Annotated in this window: 20 protein-coding genes and 1 tRNA gene; 8 read left to right on the top strand and 13 right to left on the bottom strand. The window is 67.1% G+C overall.

The genetic code is table 11. The features are described from left to right. Positions 1–50 precede the first annotated feature (50 nt). The gene (gene rpoB, locus AB4Y91_RS02735) at positions 51–3,566 is read right to left on the bottom strand and encodes a DNA-directed RNA polymerase subunit beta (protein WP_138768564.1); all 3,516 of its coding nucleotides are present in this window, start codon (positions 3,564–3,566) and stop codon (positions 51–53) included. Positions 3,567–3,965: 399 nt separating this feature from the next. Between rpoB and AB4Y91_RS02730 the strand changes: the two genes are divergently transcribed. Both AB4Y91_RS02730 and AB4Y91_RS02725 read left to right on the top strand, forming a co-directional pair. After that, the gene (locus AB4Y91_RS02730) at positions 3,966–5,165 is read left to right on the top strand and encodes an acetyl-CoA C-acetyltransferase (protein WP_441417031.1); all 1,200 of its coding nucleotides are present in this window, start codon (positions 3,966–3,968) and stop codon (positions 5,163–5,165) included. Next, positions 5,165–5,677, top strand: a complete 513-nt coding sequence (locus AB4Y91_RS02725; RefSeq protein WP_441417030.1) for an aminoacyl-tRNA deacylase — start codon at positions 5,165–5,167, stop codon at positions 5,675–5,677. The genes AB4Y91_RS02730 and AB4Y91_RS02725 overlap by 1 nt, the downstream gene beginning before the upstream one ends. A gap of 108 nt (positions 5,678–5,785) precedes the next feature. Here the strand turns inward: AB4Y91_RS02725 and AB4Y91_RS02720 are convergent, their stop codons facing one another. The 10 genes from AB4Y91_RS02720 to AB4Y91_RS02675 form a co-directional block, all read right to left on the bottom strand. Next, positions 5,786–7,618 carry a bifunctional metallophosphatase/5'-nucleotidase gene (locus tag AB4Y91_RS02720; RefSeq protein WP_441417029.1) on the bottom strand — a complete coding sequence of 611 codons (1,833 nt, stop codon included), beginning with the start codon at positions 7,616–7,618 and terminating at the stop codon, positions 5,786–5,788. A gap of 205 nt (positions 7,619–7,823) precedes the next feature. Beyond that, positions 7,824–8,198: a 50S ribosomal protein L7/L12 gene (gene rplL / locus AB4Y91_RS02715; RefSeq protein WP_441417028.1), complete on the bottom strand. Its 375-nt coding sequence runs from the start codon at positions 8,196–8,198 to the stop codon at positions 7,824–7,826. Positions 8,199–8,273: 75 nt separating this feature from the next. Then, the gene (gene rplJ / locus AB4Y91_RS02710; RefSeq protein ID WP_441417027.1) at positions 8,274–8,873 is read right to left on the bottom strand and encodes a 50S ribosomal protein L10; all 600 of its coding nucleotides are present in this window, start codon (positions 8,871–8,873) and stop codon (positions 8,274–8,276) included. Positions 8,874–9,164: 291 nt separating this feature from the next. Next, positions 9,165–10,283, bottom strand: a complete 1,119-nt coding sequence (locus tag AB4Y91_RS02705; protein ID WP_441417026.1) for a GNAT family N-acetyltransferase — start codon at positions 10,281–10,283, stop codon at positions 9,165–9,167. A 148-nt stretch (positions 10,284–10,431) separates the two neighbouring features. Further along, a complete protein-coding gene (locus AB4Y91_RS02700; RefSeq protein WP_441417025.1) occupies positions 10,432–11,544 on the bottom strand; it encodes a GNAT family N-acetyltransferase in 1,113 nt (370 codons plus the stop codon). 95 nt (positions 11,545–11,639) lie between these two features. Next, positions 11,640–12,347 carry a 50S ribosomal protein L1 gene (gene rplA / locus AB4Y91_RS02695; RefSeq protein WP_441417024.1) on the bottom strand — a complete coding sequence of 236 codons (708 nt, stop codon included), beginning with the start codon at positions 12,345–12,347 and terminating at the stop codon, positions 11,640–11,642. Between the two features lie 188 nt (positions 12,348–12,535). Beyond that, complete coding sequence (rplK, locus tag AB4Y91_RS02690) at positions 12,536–12,967, bottom strand: 50S ribosomal protein L11 (RefSeq protein WP_003803853.1); 432 nt, start codon at positions 12,965–12,967, stop codon at positions 12,536–12,538. Positions 12,968–13,097: 130 nt separating this feature from the next. Beyond that, positions 13,098–13,904 carry a transcription termination/antitermination protein NusG gene (gene nusG / locus AB4Y91_RS02685; RefSeq protein WP_441417023.1) on the bottom strand — a complete coding sequence of 269 codons (807 nt, stop codon included), beginning with the start codon at positions 13,902–13,904 and terminating at the stop codon, positions 13,098–13,100. A 112-nt stretch (positions 13,905–14,016) separates the two neighbouring features. Beyond that, complete coding sequence (gene secE / locus AB4Y91_RS02680) at positions 14,017–14,301, bottom strand: preprotein translocase subunit SecE (RefSeq protein WP_056738571.1); 285 nt, start codon at positions 14,299–14,301, stop codon at positions 14,017–14,019. Between the two features lie 79 nt (positions 14,302–14,380). Continuing rightward, positions 14,381–14,453, bottom strand: a tRNA-Trp gene (locus tag AB4Y91_RS02675). A gap of 288 nt (positions 14,454–14,741) precedes the next feature. On the opposite strand from AB4Y91_RS02675, the gene AB4Y91_RS02670 reads away from it, so the two are divergent. Then, positions 14,742–15,959, top strand: coding sequence for a pyridoxal phosphate-dependent aminotransferase (locus AB4Y91_RS02670; RefSeq protein WP_441417022.1), 1,218 nt, complete (start codon positions 14,742–14,744; stop codon positions 15,957–15,959). A gap of 81 nt (positions 15,960–16,040) precedes the next feature. Here AB4Y91_RS02670 and AB4Y91_RS02665 read toward each other — a convergent pair whose 3' ends face one another. Continuing rightward, positions 16,041–16,730 (bottom strand): LuxR C-terminal-related transcriptional regulator, encoded by a 690-nt coding sequence (locus AB4Y91_RS02665; protein ID WP_441417021.1) that lies wholly within the window; start codon positions 16,728–16,730, stop codon positions 16,041–16,043. Continuing rightward, the gene (locus AB4Y91_RS02660; protein ID WP_441417020.1) at positions 16,727–18,091 is read right to left on the bottom strand and encodes an ATP-binding protein; all 1,365 of its coding nucleotides are present in this window, start codon (positions 18,089–18,091) and stop codon (positions 16,727–16,729) included. The genes AB4Y91_RS02665 and AB4Y91_RS02660 overlap by 4 nt, the downstream gene beginning before the upstream one ends. Positions 18,092–18,216: 125 nt before the next feature. Between AB4Y91_RS02660 and AB4Y91_RS02655 the strand changes: the two genes are divergently transcribed. The 5 genes from AB4Y91_RS02655 (at position 18,217) to AB4Y91_RS02635 (ending at position 22,354) form a co-directional block, all read left to right on the top strand. Beyond that, positions 18,217–19,854 carry a PspC domain-containing protein gene (locus AB4Y91_RS02655; RefSeq protein WP_441417019.1) on the top strand — a complete coding sequence of 546 codons (1,638 nt, stop codon included), beginning with the start codon at positions 18,217–18,219 and terminating at the stop codon, positions 19,852–19,854. A gap of 1 nt (position 19,855) precedes the next feature. Continuing rightward, positions 19,856–20,116, top strand: a complete 261-nt coding sequence (locus AB4Y91_RS02650) for a hypothetical protein (protein WP_441417018.1) — start codon at positions 19,856–19,858, stop codon at positions 20,114–20,116. A 3-nt stretch (positions 20,117–20,119) separates the two neighbouring features. Next, positions 20,120–20,374 carry a PspC domain-containing protein gene (locus AB4Y91_RS02645; RefSeq protein ID WP_441417017.1) on the top strand — a complete coding sequence of 85 codons (255 nt, stop codon included), beginning with the start codon at positions 20,120–20,122 and terminating at the stop codon, positions 20,372–20,374. 187 nt (positions 20,375–20,561) lie between these two features. Next, positions 20,562–21,587, top strand: a complete 1,026-nt coding sequence (locus tag AB4Y91_RS02640) for a 6-phosphofructokinase (protein WP_175321157.1) — start codon at positions 20,562–20,564, stop codon at positions 21,585–21,587. A gap of 56 nt (positions 21,588–21,643) precedes the next feature. Beyond that, positions 21,644–22,354, top strand: coding sequence for a GNAT family N-acetyltransferase (locus AB4Y91_RS02635; RefSeq protein WP_441417016.1), 711 nt, complete (start codon positions 21,644–21,646; stop codon positions 22,352–22,354). Positions 22,355–22,358 lie beyond the last annotated feature (4 nt).

The raw sequence follows: 22,358 nt of genomic DNA, 5'->3' as shown, positions 1-22,358 counted from the left end.
GGGAAAAGACAGCGCGGCGGGGCCGCTTGCTTTTCCCCGGACCCCGCCTGCTAAACCTCTTCTACGGAACTGGGCTCTGCACGAGACAGATCGATGCCCAGTTCTTCCGCAGCCGTGAAGACTGCGTCATCAGAGTCACGCATTTCAATTGTGGTTCCGTCCGTGGAAAGAACTTCCACGTTCAGGCACAGCGACTGCATTTCCTTGATCAAGACCTTGAAGGACTCAGGAACGCCCGGCTCCGGGATGTTCTCGCCCTTGACGATGGCTTCGTAGACCTTCACACGACCGTGGATATCATCCGACTTGATCGTGAGGAGCTCCTGGAGCGTGTAGGCGGCGCCATAGGCTTCGAGCGCCCACACTTCCATTTCACCGAAGCGCTGGCCACCGAACTGTGCCTTACCACCCAGCGGCTGCTGCGTGATCATGGAGTACGGGCCGGTGGAGCGCGCGTGGATCTTGTCGTCCACCAGGTGGTGGAGCTTCAGGATGTACATGTAGCCGACCGAGATCGGATCCGGGAACGGCTCGCCGGAGCGGCCGTCAAACAGGCGGGTCTTGCCCGAAGAGTTGATCAGGCGGTCGCCGTCGCGGGTGACGTTGGTGGAGTCGAGCAGGCCCGTGATTTCCTCTTCACGAGCACCGTCGAAGACCGGCGTTGCGACAGTGGTCTGGCCACTCTCACGCGGCAGGTTCGGCAGCTGCTTGACCCACTCGGGCTCGCCCTCGATCTTCCAACCGGTCTTGGCAACCCAGCCGAGGTGCGTTTCGAGCACCTGGCCGACGTTCATACGGCCCGGAACACCCAGCGGGTTCAGGACAATATCAACGGGGGTGCCGTCGGCAAGGAAGGGCATGTCCTCGATCGGAAGGATCTTGGAGATAACACCCTTGTTGCCGTGACGGCCGGCGAGCTTGTCGCCGTCGGTGATTTTGCGCTTGGCGGCCACGTAGACGCGCACCAGCTGGTTGACGCCCGGGGGCAGCTCGTCGTCGTTGTCGCGGTCGAAGACGCGGACACCGATCACGGTGCCGGACTCGCCGTGCGGAACCTTCAGCGAGGTGTCGCGCACTTCGCGGGACTTCTCACCGAAGATGGCGCGCAGCAGGCGCTCTTCCGGGGTCAGCTCGGTCTCGCCCTTGGGGGTGACCTTACCTACCAGGATGTCGCCGGCTTCGACCTCGGCACCGATGTGGATGATGCCGCGCTCGTCCAGGCCTGCCAGGACTTCCTCGGACACGTTCGGGATGTCACGGGTGATTTCCTCGGCACCAAGCTTGGTGTCGCGGGCGTCGATCTCGTGCTCCTCGATGTGGATCGAGGACAGGACGTCCTCGGCCACGATCCGCTGGGACAGGATGATGGCATCCTCGAAGTTGTGGCCTTCCCATGACATGAATGCCACGAGCAGGTTCTTACCGAGGGCGAGCTCGCCCTGGTCCGTTGCCGGGCCGTCAGCGATGATGCCGCCGACCTCCAGGCGCTGGCCTTCGTTCACCAGGACACGGTGGTTGTAGCAGTTGCCCTGGTTGGAGCGGGCGAACTTGTTGATCCGGTAGTTGGTCTCCGTGCCGTCGTCGTTGAGCATGATGACGAGCTCGGCGGAAACCTCGGTGACCACACCGGCCTTCTTCGCGATGACTACGTCACCGGCGTCGACGGCGGCGGCGCGCTCCATGCCGGTGCCGACGAACGGCGCCTCGGAGCGGACCAGCGGGACAGCCTGGCGCTGCATGTTGGCACCCATGAGTGCACGGTTGGCATCGTCATGCTCGAGGAACGGGATCAGGGCGGTAGCCACGGACACCATCTGGCGCGGGGAAACGTCCATGAACTCGACGTCGGCGGCGGGAACCAGCACGGGCTCGCCTCCACCACCGCGGGCACGGACCAGCACGGTCTCTTCGGCGAAACGCTTGTTCTCGTCCAGCGGGGCGTTGGCCTGTGCGATCAGCACCTCGGCCTCGTCGTCGGCGGTGAGGTACTGGACCTCATCGGACACGACACCCTCGGAGACCAGACGGTACGGGGTCTCGATGAAACCGAACGGGTTGATGCGTCCGTAGGAAGCCAGCGAACCGATCAGACCGATGTTCGGGCCTTCAGGAGTTTCGATGGGGCACATACGTCCGTAGTGGGACGGGTGCACGTCACGAACTTCCATGCCGGCACGGTCACGGGACAGACCACCCGGACCAAGCGCGGACAGGCGGCGCTTGTGGGTGAGGCCCGAGAGCGGGTTGTTCTGGTCCATGAACTGTGACAGCTGGGAAGTTCCGAAGAACTCCTTGATGGCTGCCACGACGGGGCGGATGTTGATCAGGGTCTGCGGCGTGATGGCCTCGACGTCCTGGGTCGTCATACGCTCGCGGACAACGCGCTCCATGCGGGACAGGCCGGTGCGGACCTGGTTCTCGATGAGCTCGCCGACGGCGCGGATGCGGCGGTTGCCGAAGTGGTCGATGTCGTCGATCTCGACGCGCAGCTCGTGGTCCTGGCCGTCGCGCTTGCCCATGAGGGTCTTCTCACCGGCGTGCAGGGCTACCAGGAACTTGATCATGGCAACGATGTCTTCAACGTGCAGCACGGATGCTTCCTTGTCGCCAAGGGAGCGGTCGATGCCGAGCTTGCGGTTGATCTTGTAACGGCCAACCTTGGCCAGATCGTAGCGCTTGGAGTTGAAGTACAGGTTGTCCAGCAGGGACTGGGCAGCCTCAACGGTGGGCGGCTCGCCCGGTCGCAGCTTCCGGTAGATGTCCAGCAAGGCGTCTTCGCGGGTTTCGGTGGCGTCCTTCTCCAGCGTTGCGCGCATGGAGTCGTACTGGCCGAACTCTTCGAGGATCTGGCCTTCGGTCCAGCCGAGGGCCTTCAGCAGCACCGTGACGGACTGCTTGCGCTTGCGGTCGAGGCGAACGCCGACCTGGTCGCGCTTGTCGATTTCGAGTTCGAACCAGGCGCCGCGGGACGGGATGATCTTCGCGGTGAAGATGTCCTTGTCGCTGGTCTTGTCCGCGGTGCGCTCGAAGTAGGCGCCCGGGGAACGGACCAGCTGGGACACGACGACACGCTCGGTGCCGTTGACGACGAAGGTGCCCTTCTCGGTCATCAGCGGGAAGTCACCCATGAACACGGTCTGCTGCTTGATTTCGCCCGTGTTGTTGTTCATGAATTCGGCCTTGACGTACAGCGGAGCCGAGTAGGTAGCGTCCCGGTCCTTGCACTCGGCCATGGTGTACTTCGGATCAGCGAACTCCGGCTCGGAGAAGCTCAGGGACATGGTGCCCTGGAAGTCCTCGATCGGGGAGATCTCTTCGAAGATGTCAGACAGGCCCGAAGTGGTGGCGACGCTGAGGTCGCCTTCTTCGACGGCCTTCGCAACGCGTGCCTGCCAGCGTTCGTTTCCGACCAGCCAGTCGAAGCTGTCGGTTTGCAGGGCAAGCAGATTCGGAACGTCAAGCGGTTCGTGAATCTTTGCGAAGGAGAGCCGGCGGGTTGCACCGTCGGTGCTGTCGGCATTGATAGCGGTAGCGTTGTTTACATTAGAGGTGCTCGAGGCGACCAAGAGGGATCCTTCCACAGACCTTCAGGCGTTTTCAGATCTCCCCCGTTATGCACCCTGCGAAGTGACTCCGCAGTGCTACCAGTCCGGTTCCGCTATATGACCCGGGACCCGGCTGCCCATGCTGGTGCGCGTTGTAGACGGCACATTGATGGAGCAGCTGTCAGGCTAAGCCCACCGCTATATGAAGGCTGAAGGTAAACAGGGAAGACGCAAATATCTACGATACGGCAAAGCAACCTACTTGTCTACCCCACTTGCGGCGTGAATGCAAGCACGCCCCCCGCTCCCCCACGGCCTCGCCGCGGGCCCGCCCACAGCCGGGACGATTCCCCGGAATGGCTCCGTGATGGGGCTCACGATAGCCTTGGAGGACATCGTTAGAGATCGGAAGAGATAACCATGAGCAACTCCGCGGACAACAATGATGTTGTCATCCTCGCCGCCGCCCGCACCCCGCAGGGGCGGCTCAACGGGCAGCTGGCCAGCTTCACCGCCGTCGAACTCGGCGCCCACGCGATCCGGGCGGCCCTGGCCGCCAGCGGAGTGAAGCCGGACCAGGTCGACTCGGTGGTCATGGGCCAGGTCCTGCAGGCCGGCGCGGGCCAGAACCCCGCCCGGCAGAGCGCCATCGGCGCCGGCATCGGCTGGAACGTCCCCACCGTCACCATCAACAAGGTCTGCCTCTCCGGCCTCACCGCCGTGATCGACGCGGCCCGGATGATCCGCAGCGGCGACGCCACGGTCGTCGTCGCCGGCGGCCAGGAATCCATGAGCCGGGCGCCGCACCTGCTGCCCGGCTCGCGGCAGGGCTGGACCTACGGCTCGGTCCAGGCACTCGACGCCGCCGCCCACGACGGCCTCACCGACGCCTTCGACGGGCAGTCGATGGGCCTGTCCACCGAGAGCAAGAACGTCACGCTCGGCATCGACCGCACCTCCCAGGACGAAGTGGCGGCGGCATCGCACCAGCGCGCCGCCACGGCAGCGAAGGACGGGGTGTTCGACGGCGAAATCGCCCCGATCAGCGTCAAGCAGCGCAAGGGCGACCCGCTCGTGGTCGGCACCGACGAGGGGATCCGCCCGGACACCTCCGTCACATCCTTGGCGGGCCTGCGCGCCGCCTTCGCCACGGACGGCACGATCACCGCCGGCAACTCCTCCCCGCTCTCCGACGGCGCCGCGGCCCTGGTCCTCACCTCGCGGAAGTTCGCCGAGGACCACGGCCTGGACTACCTGGCCGTCGTCGGCAAGCCCGGGCAGGTCGCCGGACCGGACAATTCGCTGCACTCCCAGGCCTCCAGTGCGATCAAGAACGCGCTGGACAAGGCCGGCTGGTCCACCGGGGACCTGGACTTCATCGAGATCAACGAGGCCTTCGGTTCCGTGGCCGTGCAGTCGCTCAAGGACCTGGACTACCCGCTGGAACAGTGCAATATCCACGGCGGCGCCATCGCCCTGGGCCACCCGATCGGCGCCTCGGGGGCCCGGCTGGCCCTGCACGCGGCCCACGAGCTGAAGCGGCGCGGCACCGGCAAGGCCGCCGTGTCGCTCTGCGGCGGCGGCGGCCAGGGCGAAGCCCTGCTGCTGTACCGCGACTGATGAGCGAGCTCGTCTCGGGCCAGGACCGTGGCGGCGGTGCCGGCAGGAAGCGTTTCCTCGCCGACGCCGCCGCGCGCGGACTGGAGGTGGAGCTGGTTGAGCGGCTGGCCGCCAGCAGCCTGGAGGAGGCCGCCGGTATCCTCGGGATCGCCCCCGGCGACATCGTGAAGTCACTCGTGGTCAAACACAAGGACGGCAGCTTCCTCTTCGCCCTCGTTCCCGGCGACCGCCAGATCTCCTGGCCCAAGCTCCGCCAGCTGGTCGGCGTCAACAAGCTCTCGCTGCCTGGCGCCGACGTCGCCCTCGCGGCGACCGGCTACGAGCGCGGCACGATCACCCCGCTCGGCAGCACCTCCCCGTGGCCGGTCTATGCGGACAGCACCATCACCGGCCGGCGGATCTCGATGGGCGCCGGCGAACACGGCTACAGCGCGTTCGTCGACGCCGACGCGCTCACCGCGGCGCTTGGCGCCGTCGTCGCGGACATCACCGAGCCGATGCCGGCCGTCTAATACACCCGGGTTAAAACCAACGCGGGGTCACTTCCAGCCCATCCGAGGCCAAAGGATGGGCGAGAGGTGACCCCGCGTTGCTGTTTCCGGCGGAAGGGTCCGTAGGAATCAGGCGGTGACGGTCAGCGGCGCCCCGTTGACTGTGAGCCGCCAGTTGCTTTGGCTGAATACGGCCGCGTCCAGGGTGCCGCGGTCCACGACGTAGTCAATGATGCGCTGCCGGATTTCCTGCTGGCTGTTGGAGAGCACCGGCGCGGTCTTCACGGCCGGGAAGTTCCCTCCGCCGCTCTGCCGGTAGTTGTTGATCGCCATCGCGAATTCCTGGCCGGCCGGGACGGGCGCCCCGCCGTACGTCAGGTTCATGATCCGGTCCCCCACCGGGCGGGCGAGGTCGATCTCGTAGTCCAGCGGGGCGTCCAGGCCGTAGACGACGTCGTAGTTGTAGTCCGGGGTGCCGTTCGGCGCCATCGCGGTGGCCGCGTTCGTGACGTCCTGGGCGCTGGCCGTTGTGCCGGAGACCGGCTTGAAGTACTGCGCGGACCATTCGAGGTAGGCCTTGACCTGGGCGCCGGTGACCTTGATGGACAACAGCGTGTTGTCGAAGATGTACAGCCCGGCCACGTCGCGGATGGTCAGCGGGCCCGCCTTCACGTCCACCGCCCGCGAGAACGCCGCCGCGATGGAGAGCACCGGGAGCCCGGCTGCCGGCCCGTTGGCCAGCTCCGCCTTGATGGTGCTCGCCTGGACATAGTTGATCGCGTCGATCGCGGCCGAGTCGCCCCAGCAGGCGGTCGCCGTGCTCAGCGGCGCGGTGGACGTGCCGATCACCTGGTTCACGTACTTCACGGTCGCCTGGTGGCCGGCCTGCACGGCGCTGACGACGGCGGCGTCGGCATCGACGGTCTTGGCGTCGAGGAGGTGGGAGTGCGCCGAGACGACGCTCCACTGCCCCCGGTCCTTGGCGAGCTGCAGGTCGATCACGGCGACGCGCATCCCCCACTTGAGGGGTTCGGTCAGGAGCACCTGCCGGCCGGTGGCCTTGTTGGTGACGAAGCGTTCCGGAATCTCCAGGTGGGCGTGCCCGACGAGGATCGCATCGATCCCGGGGACCTCCTCGGCGAGCTGGGTGGAGGCGTTCTCGGGGAACGGCAGCGCATCGCCGTAGGAAGAGCCCGGCGTCGCACCGGAGTGGCTGGAGACGATGACGACGTCGGCTCCGGCCGCCTTCATCTGCGGGATGACGGTCTTGGCCTCCTCGACGATCCCGTTGAAGTCGAGCTTGCCCTGGACGTTGTCGCGGTCCCAGAGCGCGCAGCCGGGGGTCACGAAGCCGACGAGCCCCACGGTCAGCCAGCCGTTCCCGGTCTTGACGCGCTTGAGGATGTACGGGGTGAAAGCGCGCTGGCCGGTGACGGCGTCGTGCACGTTCGCGCCGAGCAGCGGGAAATCCAGCTGCTTTTCCCAGGTCCGCAGCAACGGGATGCCGTAGTTGAATTCGTGGTTGCCGAGCGCGACGGCGTCGTAGCCCACGGCGTTCATCGCCAGTGCCATGGGGTGCTTGACGGTGTCGGAGATGGGGTTGACCTTGGCGAAGTAGTAGGCCAGCGGCGTGCCCTGGATCGTGTCCCCGGAGTCGATGGTGAGGGTGTTGCCGGCGCCGCGTTCTGCCCGGACCGCCTTGATCAGGGTGGCGGCCTGCGCGATGCCGATCTTGTTTCCTGCGTTGTCCGAATAAGGCACGTCCTTGAAGTAGTCCCAGTTGAAGACGTTGTTGTGCAGGTCGGTGGTGCCGAGCACGGTCAGCTGGAACTGCTTCTTCCCGTTGGCCGGCGCGGCCTGGGCCGCCGGGGCGCCGGAGAGGGCGGCAGCGGCAGCGCTGCCGCCGACGAAGGCCGCGGTGAGCATGGCGCGGCGGGAGAACGAAGGATTCGGATCGGTCATTGGGTGGACTCCTCAGGGTTTGGCGGCCGGTCGGCACAGAGCCAAAGTCTAGGGGCCGCGCACGCTCCTGAAAAGGAGAGCCCCCAATCATTTACAAAAGGTTCACCTGGGCCGTATCCGACCCGGAACGCAGGAAACCCCGCCCACCGGAGTGGACGGGGTTTCCCGAAGCTGGAAAGCTGAATGCCTTCCGGAGCTGAGAGTGTTACTTGAGGGTAACGGTGGCGCCGGCAGCCTCGAGCTGCTCCTTGGCCTTCTCTGCAGCTTCCTTGGTGGCGCCTTCGAGGACAGCCTTCGGTGCACCGTCGACCAGGTCCTTGGCTTCCTTGAGGCCGAGGGAGGTGATGGCGCGAACTTCCTTGATCACTGCGATCTTCTTGTCGCCAGCAGCTTCGAGGATGACGTCGAAGTCGGTCTTCTCTTCAACCTCTTCAGCGGCGCCGCCGGCGGGGCCAGCAACAGCAACCGCAGCAGCGGTAACTTCGAAGGTCTCTTCGAAGAGCTTGACGAACTCGGAGAGCTCGATGATGGTCAGTTCCTTGAAAGCTTCAATGAGCTCTTCGTTGGTGAGCTTCGCCATGGTTGGCGTCCTTCCTATAGTGGTGCTTGGCGGCCGGGGCCGTGCCTTCGCACCGGAGTCTGGTTTGAAAGAGAGTTAGTTCTCTTCGGCAGCTGCGGCTTCGGCCGGAGCTGCGGCTTCGGCGTTAGCCTCGGCTGCGGGGGCTTCTGCTTCTTCAGCGGCGGGCGCTTCGGCAGCTGCCGGTGCACCGTTCTCTTCTTCAAGCTTGAGGCGCAGTGCGTCGATGATGCGTACAGCAGCGGCAGCAGGAGCCTTGAGGACGCCTGCAACCTTGGCGAGCTGCAGCTCACGGGACTCGAGTGCTGCCAGGGCAGCAACTTCGCTGGCGTTCAGTGCCTTGCCTTCGAAGTAACCGGTCTTGATAACCAGCTGCTTGTTGGCCTTGGCAAAATCCGTCAGGCTCTTGGCAGCGGCAACTGCGTCACCCTTGATGAACGCGATTGCAGTGGGGCCGGCGAGCTGACCGTCGAATGCTTCGACACCAGCTTCCTTGGCTGCAATTGCGGTCAGGGTGTTCTTGACGACCGAGAACTTGGTTTCCTGGCCGAGAGAAACACGCAGCTGCTTGAGCTGTGCAACGGTGAGCCCACGGTATTCGGTCAGGACAGCGGCGTTCGATTCCTTGAAATCGTTAGTGATCTCAGCTACTGCTGAAACCTTGCTAGGCGTTGCCATAACCCTCCTTCCGGGGATAGTGCCGGTTTGTCCGGGTCCCCGCTCGGATGAGCTAAAACTAAAAACGCCCCGCGCAGATGCACGGGGCTTGGCTCAACGCGATCATGCCGCGGAGCTTTGCTTCGTTCACCTGCGCCGGCCGCCCTATGTCAGGGTCCTTCGTCTGGAGATCCACTGGCCCTCCCGGCGCAGCTGCAGAATTGAGCCTTGCTTGGGAGAGTGGATTTCCAACAACCGACGGTCTTTGGTCCCATCAGCTTACGGGAAGGGCACCGTGTGCTCCAAATCGGCTCAGCTGACACTGGGCCGGAAGTCCGGCAGCTCCTTTTGCCAGATGCCCGTCACGCCCGCGGTGGTGAACCCGAGCTGCTGGTTGACGGTGAGGAGGTAGCGGTTTTCCGGAGCGTTCCAGGTATAGAGCACACGCGCGTCCGGGAACTGTTCGGTCAGCCTTTCCATGTTCGCCACCTTGATCAGCAGGCCAAGCTTGTTGCCGCGGTGCTCGCGCAGCACAACGGTGTCGTCCTGGAAGACGACGTCGGGGCGCAGGGCCAGGACGCTGATGGTGGTCAACCCCACGAGCGTTCCGCTGGCGATGTGCTCGACGGCGGTGACCACCGTCCGGCGTCCCTGCGCGATGGCGACGTCCTCCGCCTCACGGAGGATGCCGCCGTCGAACACCAGAGCCCCGTCGTCGGCGCCGGGGATACCATCCTCTCCGGCCTGGTTCTCCAGCGCGGCGACAGCCTCGAGCCACTGCTCCGGGCAGCGGTCCGTCCAGTGGTGCAGCCGGTAACGTCCGGCGTTGGCTTCTTCCGCCTCGGCCTGCAGCTCGGCGACCAGCTTGCTGTCCAGCGGAAGGGTGCAGGAGCTGAACTGTTCGATGTGCTGCAGGGTGTAGCCGGTGTGCTGCGCGAATTCCACCTCCCGGCTGTTCAATGGCACGAACCCCATCCCGGTACCGGGAATCAGCTGCCCTGCCTTGCTGTCGGCGAGCGTCGCGCCGGGGTGGTTCGTGTCGATCAGGATGATGCGCCTGCCCTCCTCCCGGGCCAGGTGCTCCGCGGCTTCCAGCAACTGCCGCCCCACGCCGCGGCCCTGGAACTCCGGCAGGATGTCGAGGGTGAATTCGGCCAGGTCCAGGTTGTCCGCGAGCGGCAGGGCAATATCCACGGTTCCGACGATCTGGTTGTCGACCTTGGCCACCAGGATCACCTGGCGTTCATAGGGGTCCGCCAATTCCAGCAGCTTCTCCAGCGGCGCGTAGGCCAGGTCATCGCTCCCCCACGTCTGCATCCGGACCTTCCGCCCTACTTCGACGGCGGCAAGGAAATCTGCTGCATCCGGTCCGTCCAGCGAATCCGGGATCCAGAGCTGCTCGACCCGTACCTCGTATGCCTTAGCGGGCATGTTCCCAGCCATCCTGCCGCCCAATGCTCTACCGCCCCATGCGTTGCCCGGCCCGCGCCGGGCTTTCAAGCGTCAGCATATGCCCGTTTGGGTCCGCATTCCATGGCCGGCACCGGGATGTTTGCGGGCAGCCTCGATGCAGGCGGGGTCACTGGGACGACGCTGCTGTCCCGGACGTGACGGAGCGTTGCCATTCCCCATCCCAGCCGGCCGGACGGAAGCCGAGGGCCACGTTAATGGCCAACATGTGGTCGTTTTCGGCGGCGTTGAAGGTGGTGACGCGTTCGACGCGGGGGTAGTCCGCCAGACGGCGGAGGTTGGCGATCTTGACCAGCATGCCCAGGCGGTGGCCGCGGTGGTTGGCGGCCACCAAGGTGTCATCCTGCTCGGCAAGCCACGGCTTGCTGGGCGCCAGCTCGAGGACGGAGTAGGCGGCCAGTGCGCCGCTCTCCCGGTGCCGGGCCGCAGCCACGAGCGAGACGTTGCCGGCCTGTTTCCAAGTGTCCTCCACATGCCGGACGCGTGCGGCGTCCCAGGTTTCCTCGTCAAAGCTGAGGCCTCCCGTGGGCGCGTCCGTGCTCATCCGTGACATCAGCACGGCAAGCTGCTCCACGTGTTCGTCCGGGCAGCGGTCCGTCCAGGTCAGCAGCTCGTACCCGGCGGCCCTGGTCCGCGCGTCCCGCTCCAGGCCGTCCAGCGCCGGCGCCGCGGCAGCGAGATCCAGGCTGCTGAACCGCTCCACCTGCTCGAGCTGGTAGCCTGCCGCCGCGGCGAAACGAACGCCGCGGGCCGCCGCCGGCAGGGCGCCGGTCCCGGTCAGCGGGGCGATCACGTCCGGGCCGTCGGCGTCGAAGTCCGCCGGGTGTTCCGTGAAACTCATCAGGACGCTGCGGCCGTCAGCGGCGGCCAGCTCCTCAGCGCGCTGCAGCAGCGCCCGGCCGATCCCGCGGCCGGCATACGCCCTGAGCACGGCGACGTGCAGGAGTGCCCGGCCAAGGTTCTCCTGCTGCTCGAAGCGGATCCAGGACTTCGCCGCCATCCGGCCGTCAACGCGGACAAAGAAGATCCGCATCCGGGTGTAGGCGTTGTCGCGCCAAAAGCGCAGCCGCGCCGGGGGCGCCGTCGCCCGGTCCAGGCTTCCCCAGGTTTCGAGGGTCAGCGCGTCACAGAGGCGACCGAATTCGTGGAAGTCCGCGGCGTCCGGGGCGTCGATGGTTTCCGGGAGGGTCAGGGGTTCGATGAGGTACGTCGCTGGAGTCACCGGGGCAGCCTAACCGGGGTCCGGAATGCAGAAAAGACCGCCCCGCGGACGCGGGACGGTCTTTTCGCTGCTTACTACGGCAATCCGGGAGGGGATTAGACCTCGGTCAGGACCTTGGTGACGTTGGGGTCAACCGAGATGCCCGGGCCGAACGTGGTGGCGACGGTGGCCTTCTGGATGTAGCGGCCCTTGGAAGCGGACGGCTTGAGGCGAAGGACCTCTTCCAGAGCGGCTGCGTAGTTCTCGGCCAGCTTGATGGCGTCGAAGGAAACCTTGCCGATGATGAAGTGCAGGTTCGAGTGCTTGTCGACGCGGAAGTCGATCTTGCCGCCCTTGATGTCGTTGACAGCCTTGGCGACGTCAGCGGTCACGGTGCCGGTCTTCGGGTTCGGCATCAGGTTGCGCGGGCCGAGGACCTTACCGAGGCGGCCAACCTTGCCCATGAGGTCAGGGGTGGCGACGGCGGCGTCGAAGTCCGTCCAGCCGCCGGAGATCTTCTCGATCAGGTCGTCGGAACCGACGAAGTCGGCGCCGGCAGCGATTGCGGCCTCAGCCTTGTCGCCCGTGGCGAAGACGAGGACGCGGGCGACCTTGCCGGTGCCGTGCGGCAGGTTGACGGTGCCGCGGACCATCTGGTCGGCCTTACGGGGGTCGACACCGAGGCGGAACGCGACCTCAACGGTGGCGTCGAACTTGGACGGGTTGGTGTCCTTGGCGAGGGTCACTGCCTCGAACGGCGCGTAGAACTTCTCCGCGTCGATCTTGGCGGCGGCTGCCTCATATGCTTTGCTGCGCTTTGCCATGCTGCTTATTCTCCTTGTGCAGTTGTGGTCTGCGGACCGCGCTGGGCCCTGCCACAGTCGGATGCCGAACGGTTGATCCGTTCCTGGTTCCCGACATTTCAATGTTTAGGTGGTGCCGGTCGCCCGGCGGTGCTGTCCGTCGTCGGTTTCGGTTTCCCGGACCCGGCGCCGCATCAGCGGTGGGGGAATTAACCCTCGACGGTGATACCCATGGAACGGGCGGTGCCGGCGATGATCTTCGCGGCGCCTTCCAGGCTGGTGGCGTTGAGGTCTTCCATCTTGGTGGAGGCGATCTCGTTGACCTGGGCCTGGGTCAGCTTCGCAACCTTGACGGTGTGCGGGGTAGCCGAACCCTTGGCGACGCCTGCAGCCTTCTTGATGAGCTCTGCAGCCGGCGGGGTCTTGGTGATGAACGTGAATGAACGGTCTTCGTAGACGGTGATTTCAACCGGAATAACGTTGCCGCGCTGGGCTTCCGTCGCAGCGTTGTACGCCTTGCAGAATTCCATGATGTTGACACCGTGCTGGCCAAGCGCAGGACCGATCGGCGGGGCCGGGTTAGCGGCACCTGCCTGGATCTGCAGCTTGATGAGGCCGGTGACCTTCTTCTTGGGAGCCAATGTAGGGTCCTTCTCTCAATTACGTCCTGGGACACAGGAGCGTGCCTCAGGTTGTTGGCCGCCATGGCGAGGCGGCCTGCCGCTCCAAGGCTGCTAAGCGGGCAGCCCGGGGCGAATTCTGTCGGTGTTGCTAGATCTTGCTGACCTGGTTGAACGCCAGCGTGACCGGGGTCTCGCGCTCGAAGATGGAGACCAGCACCACGAGGGTCTGCGAATCCACCTTGATCTCGGAGATCGTGGCGGGGAGGGTCTCGAAGGGACCTTCCTTGACGATAACGGATTCGCCGACCTCGAAGTCGACGTCGACCGCGGCGGCTGCGTGCTTGACCGGCTTGCCCTTCTCGGCCTGCTCTTCTTCGAAGACCGGGGCGAGCATGGAGAAGACCTCGTCGAGGCGCAGCGGCACGGGGTTGTGGGCGTTGCCCACGAAGCCGGTGACGCCGGGGGTGTGGCGGACGGCGCCCCACGAGGCGTCGGTCAGGTCCATGCGGACCAGTACGTAGCCGGGGATGCGGACGCGGTTGATGACCTTGCGCTGAGCGTTCTTGATCTCAACGACTTCCTCCATCGGGACCTGGATTTCGAAGATGTAATCTTCCATGTCCAGGGTCTGGATGCGGGTCTCAAGGTTTGCCTTGACGCGGTTTTCGTAGCCGGCGTAGGAGTGGATGACGTACCAGTCACCCTCCTGGCGGCGCAGCTTGGCCTTGAATTCGTCGGCGGGGTCGACCTCGGCCGCGGCGGCGGCGGCCGCGAGGGCGTCGCCTTCCTCGCCGGTTCCGGTTTCCTCGGCAGCTACGGCCTCGTCAGCAGTCTCGTCGGCGGCGTCGGATTCGGGCGCAGCAGACACAGCCTCGGACTCTTCCGTGGCTTCCGCCGCGGCGTCCTGGCTCTTATCCAGCTCAGTCTCAGTTACCTCGAGCTCCTGCTCAGACACTTGGTCTCCTGCTTCCTCATTGCCTAACATGCCTATTTAAATGACTCAATTCCGCACACCCCGCGGAAGCTCCGGTTTCCCGGAGGTCCACGCAGTCTGCGGACCGGTCGCCTTAGCGGTCCGTGGCGCCTGTTCCGCCGAATACCCAGCTCACTCCGGTCCCGAAGGCCAGGTCCAGCAGGGTGACGATCACCATCATGATGACCACGAACACCAGCACCACGAGCGTGTAGTTGATCAGTTCCTTGCGGGTGGGTGCAACGACTTTCTTCAGTTCACCGATGACCTGGCGGACGAAGAGTGCAATCCGAGCGAAGAATCCTGCCTTAGGGGCATTCTTGGCGGGGCGGCCTTTGGAGCTGCTGGCAGCTGTTTCGGTCACCTGATCCTCACTCATCCTCGCGATGTCGGATACCCGGCTCTGGACTGAACCATGGTTGCTGCGCTGGTTCCGGTAAACCCCGGAACAGCTTGCGCAGGGCAGACAGGACTCGAACCTGCAACCTGCGGTTTTGGAGACCGCTGCGCTACCAATTGCGCCACTACCCTATGGATCGAAAACCGGTCAGACCGCGCATTTCCGCAGGCTTCCCTGAGGCGCACGCCATCATCGTGTTTTCAACACCGGAGAACCAGTCTACGCAACAACTGCGTCCACGTCGAACCGGCTCCGTCCGGACCCCTGGCTGCCTGCGGAAACGGCGGACCCGAAAGCCGCTTTCCCGCTCTGGGTCACATTCATACCCGGCACCCCGGAGGATCCGCTGAACAGCATAGAGTAGATTTCGTCGAATCCCCTCATCCAGCCACGAGCTGAACGCGAAGAACGGACCCGCAATGCCTGCCGCCCGCATTTCCCAGCGCATTTCCGCCATAGCCGAATCCGCCACACTGGCTGTCGATGCCAAGGCGAAGGCGTTGAAGGCGGCCGGCCGGCCGGTGATCGGCTTCGGCGCCGGCGAACCCGATTTCCCGACTCCCGGCTACATCGTCCAGGCAGCCATCGAGGCCGCGGGCCAGCCGAAGTACCACCGGTACTCCCCCGCCGGCGGGCTGCCCGAGCTGAAGCAGGCCATCGCGGACAAGACCTTCCGGGATTCCGGCTACAAGGCCGAGGCATCCCAGGTGCTCGTCACCAACGGCGGCAAGCAGGCTGTCTACAACACCTTCGCCACGCTGCTGGATCCGGGCGACGAAGTGATCGTCCCTGCGCCGTTCTGGACCACTTACCCGGAGGCGATCCGGCTGGCCGGCGGCGTTCCGGTGGAGGTCTTCGCCGGCCCGGAACAGGGCTATCTGGTCACGGTGGAGCAGCTGGAAGCGGCCGTCACGGACCGCACCAAGATCCTGCTCTTCGTCTCCCCGTCCAACCCCACCGGCGCTGTCTACTCCCCGGAGCAGGTCCGCGAGATCGGCCAGTGGGCGGCCGCCAAGGGCCTCTGGGTGGTCACCGACGAGATCTACGAGCACCTGACGTACGACGGCGTGCCCTTCACCTCGATCGCCACGGCCGTCCCCGAGCTCGGCGACAAGGTGGTCATCCTCAACGGCGTCGCCAAGACCTACGCCATGACCGGCTGGCGGGTGGGCTGGATGATCGGCCCGGCCGACGTCATCAAGGCCGCCACCAACCTGCAGTCGCATGCCACCTCCAACGTTTCCAACATCATGCAGATCGCTGCCCTCGCGGCAGTTTCCGGCCCGCTCACGGCGGTCGATGAGATGAAGGTGGCCTTTGACCGCCGCCGGAAGGCCATCGTGGCCGGGCTCAACGCGATCGAGGGCGTGGACTGCCCCACGCCCAAGGGCGCCTTCTACGTCTACGCCGACGTCCGGGCGCTGCTGGGCAAGGAGTTCCCCACCGCGAACGGCCCGGTCCGGCCCTCGACGTCGGCCGAACTCGCCGCGCTGATCCTCGACGAGGTGGAAGTCGCTGTGGTGCCGGGCGAGGCCTTTGGCCCCTCCGGTTACCTGCGCTTGTCCTACGCACTGGGCGACGAGGACCTCGCCACCGGCGTCGGCCGCCTCCAGGACTTCCTCGGCAAGGCCAAGTAGCGGCCCGAACCTCTGATGCTCCCTCACATAGGGTCCCTAAGCCGCCGGCTTGGGGACCCTACGTGATGGAGCATCTTGGGGTTAGAGGAGGCGGCGCTCCGCGGCCCAGCGGGTCAGCTCGTGCCGGCTGGAGAGCTGGAGCTTGCGCAGTACCGCCGAGACGTGGGTTTCTACTGTCTTGATCGAGATGAACAGCTCCTTGGCCACTTCCTTGTAGCTGTAGCCCCGCGCGATCAGCCGCATCACCTCAAGTTCGCGGGCCGACAGCCGGTCCAGTTCGTCGTCGGCGATGTCCGCCGGGGCGGTGCCGAAGGCGTCGAGGACAAAGCCCGCCAGCCGTGGTGAGAAGACGGCGTCGCCGCCCGCCACGCGGCGCACCGCGTCGCTGATCCCGGCCCCTGAAATGCTCTTGGTGACGTAGCCCCGCGCTCCGGCGCGGATTACGGAGACGACGTCCTCGGCGGCATCCGAAACGCTCAGCGCAAGGAACCTGGTGCTGCCCAGCAGCGCCGCGGAGCCGGCCAGGACCTCGCGTCCGCCGCCGCCCAGTCCGCCGGGAAGATGGACGTCCAGCAGCACGACGTCGGGACGCGCCTCGGCGATGACGGCGACGGCTTCTTCTACGGTGCCCGCCTCGCCGACCACGAGGATGCCGGGATCCAGGTCGGCCTTCAACCCGGAGCGGAAGATGGCGTGGTCATCGACGATCACCACGCGCGTGGCCACGGGAGGGGTCCCGGCCCCGCTGCTGGCCAAGGGCTGGGTGCTCATGGTTGGTCCTCTCCGTTGGTTCTGGTGCCGTTGCCGGCGGCTGTGTTGTTGGTGGTGGCAGCGAGCGGCAGCCTGAGCCGCACCTCGGTACCGTCGGGGCCGCTGGCGATGGCGGCGGTGCCTCCGTGGCGCCGCATCCGGCCGATGATGGATTCCCGGACGCCCAGGCGGTCGGCGGGGATCGCGCCCGGATCGAACCCCGGCCCCCGGTCCTTGACGAAGACCTCGGCGGCGTCATCGGTGACTTCCAGGTACACCGAGACGGCGCCGCCGCCGTGGCGGGCCGCGTTGAGCATGGCCTCGCGGGCTGCCTGGACGAGGGCCTCGAGGCGTTCTGTCATGGCGCAGTCCCCCACGGTCACGACTTCCACGGCGTGCCCCAGGGAGTCCTCGACGTCCGCGGCGGCAGCCTTGAGCCCGGCGGAGAGCTGGCCCGAGTCCGGCCCGGGGTCGCGGTAGAGCCAGCCCCGCAGCTCCCGTTCCTGGGCGCGGGCGAGGCGGACGACGTCGTGCTCGTTGGCGGCGCGACGCTGGATCAGCGCCAGCGTTTGGAGCACGGAGTCGTGCAGGTGGGCGGCGATCTCGGCCCGTTCGGTGGCACGCACCCGGCCGGCGCGCTCGGCCTCCAGATCACGCCAGAACTTCAGGCCCCAGGGCAGCAGCACCAGCGCCACGCCGCCCAGGACGGCCACGGAGGCCAGCAGCGCGAGCCAGGTCTGCTCCCAGGAGCCCGAGCCGGACACCATCAGCAGCACCCCGGCCACCACCAGGGCGAGCCCGGCCGCGAGCCTTGCCCAGCCCCCGGCTTGGTCGGCCTTGGTCTTGTCCACGAGGCCGGCCCGCCGCGTTTCATCCAGCTGCATCCAGGCGATGGCCGCGCCGCCCAGGATCGCGGCAACCGGGATAAGTGTGCCTAGCGGCACGTCCAGGCCAAAGAGCCGGGCGATCAGGATGCCGGCCGCCAGCAGCAGCCCGGCGCCGAGCAGGATTTCCTTGCCGTACGGCATGCCCGGGAACCGCGTCCGCCAGGCCCCTGCCGGGACGCCGGCGCCGGCATCCACGCCGACGCCGCTCCCCCCGCCTACCGCGGGACCGCCTACCGCGGGCGCGCTCACCGCGGGAGCGATCGGCGACGCCGGCTGACGGGCGTTGCGCTTAGAGTTCTCGTCCGCGGTGGGCACCATGATCCAAAGCCAGGCATAGAACGCGACCCCGGCGCCGCCCGCGAGCGCCGCCACCACCATGCCGATCCGGACCATCCGCACCGGCCAGCCCAGATGATGGGCCAGGCCCGCGCAGACGCCGGCGATCACGCGGTCGCTGCTGCGGACCAGCGGCGGGCGGGAAACGGCTGTCGTCATGGGTCAATCCAAACACGGACCGGGGTTTCCCGGAGCCGTTTTCGGACGGAACCGGGGACCGCTCAGGGGCCGTTCAGGGTCTTCCCCAGTAGAGCGCCGGGCCCCCTGGGCGGGAGGATCGAGGTATGAACCCGCACACTCCGCACCCAGATGAGGACCCGAACGCTTCGGGCCGTCCGGATAGCACTCCGGACGCCACTTCCGGCGGCCCCGCCGACACCACTGCGGCGGCCGGCGAACCAGCGCAGGAGGCTCCGCCGCTTTACCCGCCGGGCGGCCCGTACCCGTCCGGCCCCGGGGCCACCCCTCCCCCGTACACCGGCGCCCCGCCGGCCCCGGGCGTGCCGCCGCAGAACTTCTTTGACTGGATCCGCAGCCACGGGATCTACCGCGGCCGTCAGCGCTGGGTCGGCGGCGTCGCCAGCGGCATTGCCCAGCGGCTCGGCGTCGACCCCTTGATCGTGCGCGGCATCCTGATCGTTCTGACCGTGTTCGCCGGCGTCGGCGTCCTGTTCTACGGCCTGGCCTGGGCGCTGCTGCCGGAGCCGGACGGCCGGATCCACGTCCAGGAGGCGGCCGCCGGCCGCTGGAGCTCGGGCATGACCGGCGCCCTGATCACCACCATCATCGGGTTCCCCAGCCTGGGCAGCGGCGTCTGGGGCTGGGACCGCTACGGCTTCGGCGCCTTTGTCTGGACCGTGTTCTGGGTGGGCGGCGCCATCTACGTCATCTACTACCTGACGCAGCGCAACAAGGCCCGGGCCGGCGGACCCCCCGCGTCCCCAAGGCCGGGGACGGGAGGTGCCGGCTGGAGCGCGGCGGGCGCCGGCACCTACGGCACCATGTCCGGCACCGGCACCGGCACCGGCCCGGGCAACCCCGCCACACCCGGCGACAGCGCCCTCGACGGCACCTACGAGAGCACCTACGAGAGCACCTACGGCGGCACCGGACCGAACCCCACCGGCACCAACCAGACCCTCCCGCTGGAAGGACTCCCGGCGCGGAATTGGGAGGACCATTCCGGAGCTGCCCCCGGCTGGGCGGTACCGCCCGCCGCCGGCCTCACCCCGCCCTACGGCGGCGGTTACGGACCCGTGCCGCCGGCCGCGCCGGTGCCGGCCCCCAAGCCCCGCAACCTGGGCCCCGGCGCTTCTGCCGTGGCGGTAACCGCCGGCATCGCGCTCCTGGTCGGCGGCGGCATCAAGGCCCTCGACGCCGCCCACGCGATCAACCTCGGCACCGCGGGCAACGCCGTCGTATGGGCCAGCGCCGCGGCGGTGCTGGGTCTGGGGATCCTGGTCTCCGGGCTCCGGGGCCGGACGGCGGGCATCCTGGGGTTCTTCGCCGTCGTGGCACTGATCATCGGCGGGATCTTCAACCTGGTGCCCAACGCCGACCGGGCCCGCTTCCAGAACATCGACTGGGCCCCGGCGAGCATCGAGCAGGCCCGGGACGGCTTCGACATCACGGGCGGGACCGGCACGGTGGACCTGACCAAGCTCAACCTGAACCCGCCGCTGGGTTCCGACGTCGTGGTCCGGCTGGATGCCACGGCGAGCAATGTCACGGTGGCCATCCCCACCAGCGTCCCGGTCCAGGTCCAAGCGGACATGACGATGGGAAACCTCAGCGACAGCCGCGGCAACCACGGCGGCATGACCACCCAGCAGAACGACTACAACACGGACAAGCCCGGCAGCCGCCTGATCGTCAAGATCTCGGGGACCCTGAGCAACGTCACCGTGAAGGAAGGGAACTGACATGAGCAGCTACGACCCGGCGGACACGCCGGCGGGGCCCTCGACCGACGGCGGTCCGCGGGCCCGCGTGGGAACCGTGGTTTGGGGGCTGATCGTGCTGGCGCTGGCCGCGCTGATCATCATCTCCCGGCTGGGCCTCGTCGCCCTGAACGGAACCTATGTGCTGATCGGCCTGATGATCGGGGCCGGCGCCGCGCTGGTGGTCGGCGGATTACTGTCCGCCCGCAGACGTGACAAAGACACTACGACAGGGAAGTCTTGAACCATGGATAAGTTCTTCAGCATCGTCCGGGGCCTAGGCCTGAAACGCGGCCCGCAGCGCTGGCTGGGCGGCGTGTGCGGCGGGATCGCCGCCAAGCTGAACGTCGACGTCGCGTACGTCCGGATCGGATACCTGCTTTTCGCCCTCATCCCCGGCCCCGCCTTCGTGTTCTACCTGGCAGCCTGGCTGATCCTGCCGGACCAGCGGAACGCGATCATCCTCGAGTCCTTCCTGGAGAGGCGCGCCGGTCGGCCCTGAGCCGGCCCTGAGCCGCGGCGGCAGCCGCCTGCCCCACCACGAACGCGCAGTGCCCCCGCCGACTCCGGCGGGGGCACTGCGCGTGGGTCACCGTTTGTGTGCTGCCCCACATCCGCGATTACACTTCTAGGTGAGCTCAGCGTGGCGCTCTGCCTGTACCCCTTCGAACCAGGATTTGAGCCGAGACATGAAAATTGGAATCCTCACCAGCGGCGGAGACTGCCCCGGACTGAACGCCGTGATCCGCGGTGCCGTCCTGAAAGGCATCGCCGTCCACGGCCACGAATTCGTGGGGTTCCTGGACGGCTGGCGCGGCGTGGTCGAAGGCGACATCATCGACATCCCGCGCGCGCTGGTCCGCGGCATCGCCAAGCAGGGCGGGACCATCCTCGGCACCTCCCGGACCAACCCGTTCGAGAACAACGGCGGCCCCGAGGTCATCAAGGCGAACATGGACCGCCTCGGCATCGACGCCATCATCGCCATCGGCGGCGAAGGCACCCTCGCCGCCGCGAAGCGCCTGACCGACGCCGGGCTGAAGATTGTCGGCGTGCCCAAGACCGTCGACAACGACCTCGACGCCACCGACTACACCTTCGGATTCGACACCGCCGTCGAGATCGCCACCGAGGCCATCGACCGCCTGCGCACCACCGGGGAATCCCACCACCGGACCATGATCGCCGAGGTCATGGGCCGCCACGTCGGCTGGATCGCCCTGCACGCCGGCATGGCCTCCGGCGCCCACGCCATCCTGATCCCGGAGCAGAAGGCCTCCATGGAACAGATCACCGAATGGGTCATCTCGGCCCGCGACCGTGGCCGCGCGCCGCTGGTCGTCGTCGCGGAGGGCTTCGTCCCCGAGGGTCAGGAGTCCCCGCACTCCGAGCGCGGACTGGACACCTTCGGCCGGCCGCGCCTCGGCGGCATCGCCGAACTGCTGGCCCCCGAACTGGAGGCCCGCACCGGCATCGAGACCCGGGCCACGGTGCTGGGGCACATCCAGCGCGGCGGTGTCCCCACGGCTTTCGACCGGGTGCTGGCGACCCGCCTCGGCATGGCGGCGATCGATTCGGTGGTGGAGCAGCGCTGGGGAACCATGGTGTCGCTGAACGGCACCGACATCGTCCATGTCGGCTTCGACGCCGCCTTGGGCAACCTCAAGAGCGTGCCGCAGCACCGCTACGAGGAAGCGGCCGTTCTCTTCGGCTGAGGCGTCCCCGGGCTGGGCTTTCCCGGCTGGGCGTTGCCGCTGGGTAGGGTTGAGGCATGACTCTTGCGCCCGGTTCCGCTGAAATCATCCAGCTCGCGTGGGCCCGCCGGCTGGGGCTCGACGACGGCGCTTTTGCCACCGCCGCGGGTCGCCGCCTCACCCGGGTGGACGACGCGGCCCGTTCCCTGCAGTTCGTCCGCCTGTTCGGCAGCTCCGCCCTGGTGGGGCCGGGATGGGCCATCGACGCCGCGGCCGGGTACTCCGAGGAGGAGCTGGCGCAGCACGTCACGCTGCTGACCATCACGCGCGGGCACGGCGGCCACGGCCTGGGCGCCGCCGCACTCTTCTTCGCCGACGACCTGCCGCTGCAGCAGCCGGCCGAGGAGCTGACCGTCTCGCAAGGGAACCCGGAAGCGATCGAACTCGAAGCACTGTGCCCGCCGGACGACGTCAACGAGGTCGGCCTCGCGGACCTCGAACACCGCTTCACGATCATGCACGTCGAAGACGGCCGGCGGACGCCCGTGGCCTGCGGCGCCTACACCGAATGGGAAGGCATCTTGGCACAGCTTGGCGTGCTGGTGGCCCCCGAGTGGCGGCGCCGCGGCGTCGGCACCCTGGCCGCCTCGATTGCGGCCCATGAGGCGCTGGCCTCGGGGTTGACGCTGCAGTGGCGCTCCGATGTCAGCAACAAGGGCTCGCTGGCCCTGGCCCGGAGCCTGGGCTTCACCGCCGGCGGCATCCAGACCAGCGTGCTGCTGGGCTAGTCGG

This window comes from Arthrobacter sp. YAF16 (assembly GCF_052113385.1).
Classification (GTDB): Bacteria; Actinomycetota; Actinomycetes; order Actinomycetales; family Micrococcaceae; genus Arthrobacter.
The sequence above is the reverse complement of the archived record's forward strand: the minus strand, read 5'-3'. Positions and strand labels throughout refer to the sequence as shown.